This is a genomic window from Arthrobacter sp. I3 (genome assembly GCF_000520575.1).
Classification (GTDB): Bacteria; Actinomycetota; Actinomycetes; order Actinomycetales; family Micrococcaceae; genus Arthrobacter; species Arthrobacter humicola_A.
In genome coordinates this window covers 33,368-36,679 of the sequence record NZ_KI914934.1, presented here as the reverse complement: position 1 = coordinate 36,679, position 3,312 = coordinate 33,368, and the positions used below count along the sequence as shown (strand labels likewise).

Here is a 3,312-nt window from a genome sequence, read left to right as displayed (position 1 = left end):
GCGGCCGGAGCCGGAGCTTCAGCCTTGGGTACTGCAGCCGCCGGCGCTGTGGGCGCAGCGGGGCCAGGCGCAGGCGCCGGACGGGTCGCTGCCGGGCTGGCAGATGCCTGGGGGGCGGACGCCGGAGCTTCTGACTTCGAAGCTGCGGGGGCGTCGGGGTAAGCGTTGCGCAGTTTCCGCACAACGGGAGCCTCGATTGTTGACGAGGCGGAGCGAACGAATTCGCCCAGTTCCTGCAGTTTGGTTACTGCATCTTTGGAAGTAATACCGAGCTCTTTAGCAAGCTCATGTACGCGGACCTTGGCCACATTTCTCCTGTCTCGGTCCGCACCGAGCCAGGCACGAACCGTCTACTTCTTACTGCGGGCCTCCGCCGCGAATGCAGCTGAAAGGCCCATTGCAGAGCGCAACAAAGTTGTCATCGTTGCGCACTCATCGCTGGGAACTCATCGGGTTTCCATCAGTTTTCTGACCCGCTTTCAGGTTGGACGGTTGTTGCTGCGGCCACCGGGGTGCCCACGGCTTCCGTGCCGGCAGTGATCCGGCGTTCAACATCGGCTGTACCGGCTGCGCCGTTGAGGGCGCGGCCGAACGCTCGACGTTTGACCGCCAGTGCCAGGCACTTTTCGCTGGGGTGCAGCCATGCTCCCCGGCCAGCCATCCGGCGTCGTTCATCCACCACGACGGCGGACGAACCACCGGCGCCGGCGACGAGCCGGAGTAACTCCGACCGCGATCCTTTTTGTCGGCATCCGATACAGGTGCGCTGCGGCTGATTCCCGAGGTGTTGCACATGTGCCACGTTCGAGTATCTTCCTGCCAGTACAACTGCTTGGTGAATCACCGCGTCTCGGGAATCCGGGAAAAACCCAGACGCGCCAAAGACACACGGATACCGGCCGTTAGGCGCGGTCATGTCTATTCTAGCCCCTCCGGCGCCCGGGTCCCGAACCCAGGCATGCCGGTCAGCTTGGAAATCACGGCTAACCCGTGAGAGCGCACACAGGCTGCGGGCCGCGATGGCGACCCGCAGCGCCTGTTGGTGCCCGTGTTCGTGCGCTTGCGCGCCCGCGCTATTTGCCGGTGTTGACGGCGGCGTCGGAGACGATGTCGATTCGCCATCCCGTGAGCTTGGCGGCGAGACGGGCGTTCTGCCCCTCCTTGCCGATGGCGAGGGAGAGCTGGTAGTCGGGAACGACCACCCGGGCCGAACGCGTCGCTTCGTCGGTGATTGTGACCGAATTCACGCGCGACGGCGAGAGGGCGCTGGCGATGAAGGTCGCCGGATCATCGTTGTAGTCAACGATGTCGATCTTCTCGTCGTTCAGTTCAGTCATGACCGCCCGGACACGCGACCCCATTTCACCGATGCAGGCACCCTTGGCGTTCACGCCGGGGGTGTTTGCCTTGACGGCGATCTTGGTGCGGTGGCCGGCTTCGCGGGCAAGCGCCACGATTTCGACCGAACGGTCCGCGATCTCGGGAACTTCGAGTTCGAAGAGCTTCCGGACGAGCCCGGGGTGGGAGCGGGACAGCGTGATGGACGGGCCCTTGGTGCCGCGGTGGACGTCGATCACGAAAGCGCGCAGCCGGTTGCCGTGGATGTACTTCTCGCCGGGAACCTGCTCGGGCGGCGGCAGCAGTGCCTCCACCGTGCCCAGGTTCACCTGGATCATGTGCGGGTTGTTGCCCTGCTGGATGGTGCCGGCGACAAGCTCACCTTCACGGCCCTTGAACTGGCCCAGCACGTTGTCGTCCTCAGCGTCCCGGAGGCGCTGCAGGATGATCTGCCGTGCGGTGCTCGCCGCGATGCGTCCGAAGCCCGCGGGGGTGTCCTCGAACTCGCCGATCGGGGCGCCGTCGTCGTCGATCTCGGTGGCCCAGATGGTCACGTGGCCGCTCTTGCGGTCGAGCTCGGCCCGGGCCTTTTCGAAGGCGCCGGGGGTCTTGTGATAGGCCACGAGCAGTGCCTGCTCGATTGTTGGAATCAGGAGATCCAGCGGGATTTCACGCTCACGCTCCAGGAGTCTCAGTGCGCTCATGTCAATATCCATCAGGCCTCCTCAGAAGGTCCATTGTTTGCTTTTTCCAAGCCGGCCTCTTCGAGGTGGCTGAACTCTATCTCGACTTTTCCGCTGCGGATCCTGTCGAAAGGAAGCTTGACGGGTTCACCTTGTTTGGGCTTCATGCCCTTCTTGACGGCGATTTCCGGAACGAGGGTGACTCCCCCATCGTCTACGGACTGGACCCTGCCGGTGACGTTGTCGCCCTGGATCACGTTCACGTTGACCATCCGCCCGCGGGCACGGTGCCAGTGCCGCTCCTCTGTCAGTGGACGGCCGACGCCGGGTGAAGAGACTTCGAGCTCATAGGGGCGCGCGTCCATGCTGGGGTCGTTGTCCAGGGTGTCCGAGAGGGTCTTGGAGATCTCGGCGATGACGTCGAGCCCGACGCCCCCGGTCTCCTCCTGCGGCAGGTCCACCACTACGTGGACCACCCGGTTGGCGCCGGCGACATGGATGGATACGTCCTCCAGGTACAGCCGGTTCGCCAGCACTGCGGGTTCCAGGAGTGCGTGAAGGCGCTCGGCCTCGACATTTTGAACGGTTGCGGCTTCAGCCTTTCCCGTCCCGGTCCGGTCTGTTGAAGTCGTGGCTTCTGCGTTGGTCATGATGCCGGCCGCCTCCCGCTAGATGATGTTGTGTGTACTAGCCTAGCGATTTTCCGGGCGGCGTGGTGCACGCAGTTCCGGGCCGGCATGACAACATGGTCTGTTGTGAAAGACGACACCAGGGAAAAGCGATGGCAGGATCACTTTCCCCGGTCGCTCCCCCGCTATGTGCTTTTGGTGTGCCTCGCCCTGGTGGTGGTGAGCCTGGGCGTGGTCCTGACGCCGGCCAGGCCGCCGGAGCCTGCGGCCCCGCCCTTTTCTGAGCAGGCGCGCGCCACCGCACTGGCCGAAACCCGGCAACTGCTGGACGCCGGCAGCCAGCTTGGCACCGCGGCCCGGGCCGGTTCAAAAGACGGCCCGGCCGAGGGCGCGGATGGCCGTCCGGCCGATGCCGGGAATCCCGCCATCGACCGGACTGTGACCTTGCTGACACTCCAGGCGCAAGCTCTGCTGGCGCCGGGAGAAAGTCCTGCGGACCCGGCCGGCGCGGCTTCCGCCTCCGGCCGGGCAACGCCCCCGGCAGCGTCCTCCGCCGCATCGACTCCGTCCGCTTCCGGAGGACCCAGCACCGGGGCGTCCGCCGCACCTCTTCCGGCTACCGCCGCCGGGCTGGTGGCGGCCTTGGCAGGCAGCGGCCGCCA

The 3,312-nt window shown here is 65.5% G+C and carries 4 protein-coding genes and 1 pseudogene; 1 reads left to right on the top strand and 4 read right to left on the bottom strand.

Going from position 1 to position 3,312, the window contains the following annotated elements; genetic code table 11:
* From Y706_RS28265 to rimP, 4 genes are all read right to left on the bottom strand, one after another.
* Positions 1 to 308, bottom strand: a 308-nt coding sequence (locus Y706_RS28265) for a translation initiation factor IF-2 N-terminal domain-containing protein (protein WP_173403082.1), incomplete at its 3' end; no start/stop codon positions are given.
* A 152-nt stretch (positions 309 to 460) separates the two neighbouring features.
* Positions 461 to 916 carry a YlxR family protein gene (locus Y706_RS0114335; RefSeq protein WP_084476152.1) on the bottom strand — a complete coding sequence of 152 codons (456 nt, stop codon included), beginning with the start codon at positions 914 to 916 and terminating at the stop codon, positions 461 to 463.
* A gap of 157 nt (positions 917 to 1,073) precedes the next feature.
* Entirely contained in the window at positions 1,074 to 2,054 is a 981-nt protein-coding gene (nusA, locus tag Y706_RS0114330; RefSeq protein ID WP_018774503.1) for a transcription termination factor NusA, read from the bottom strand.
* Complete coding sequence (rimP, locus tag Y706_RS0114325) at positions 2,054 to 2,671, bottom strand: ribosome maturation factor RimP (protein ID WP_028277119.1); 618 nt, start codon at positions 2,669 to 2,671, stop codon at positions 2,054 to 2,056. The genes nusA and rimP overlap by 1 nt, the downstream gene beginning before the upstream one ends.
* 105 nt (positions 2,672 to 2,776) lie before the next feature.
* Between rimP and Y706_RS29325 the strand changes: the two are divergent.
* A pseudogene (locus Y706_RS29325) lies at positions 2,777 to 3,312 on the top strand (hypothetical protein); the annotation flags it as partial.

What these genes read in the sequence shown, in the direction of transcription:
- Y706_RS0114335 (WP_084476152.1), bottom strand. Translation starts at nt 916, where the DNA reads ATGACCGCGCCTAACGGCCGGTATCCGTGTGTCTTTGGCGCGTCTGGG.
- nusA (WP_018774503.1), bottom strand. Translation starts at nt 2,054, where the DNA reads ATGGATATTGACATGAGCGCACTGAGACTCCTGGAGCGTGAGCGTGAA.
- rimP (WP_028277119.1), bottom strand. Translation starts at nt 2,671, where the DNA reads ATGACCAACGCAGAAGCCACGACTTCAACAGACCGGACCGGGACGGGA.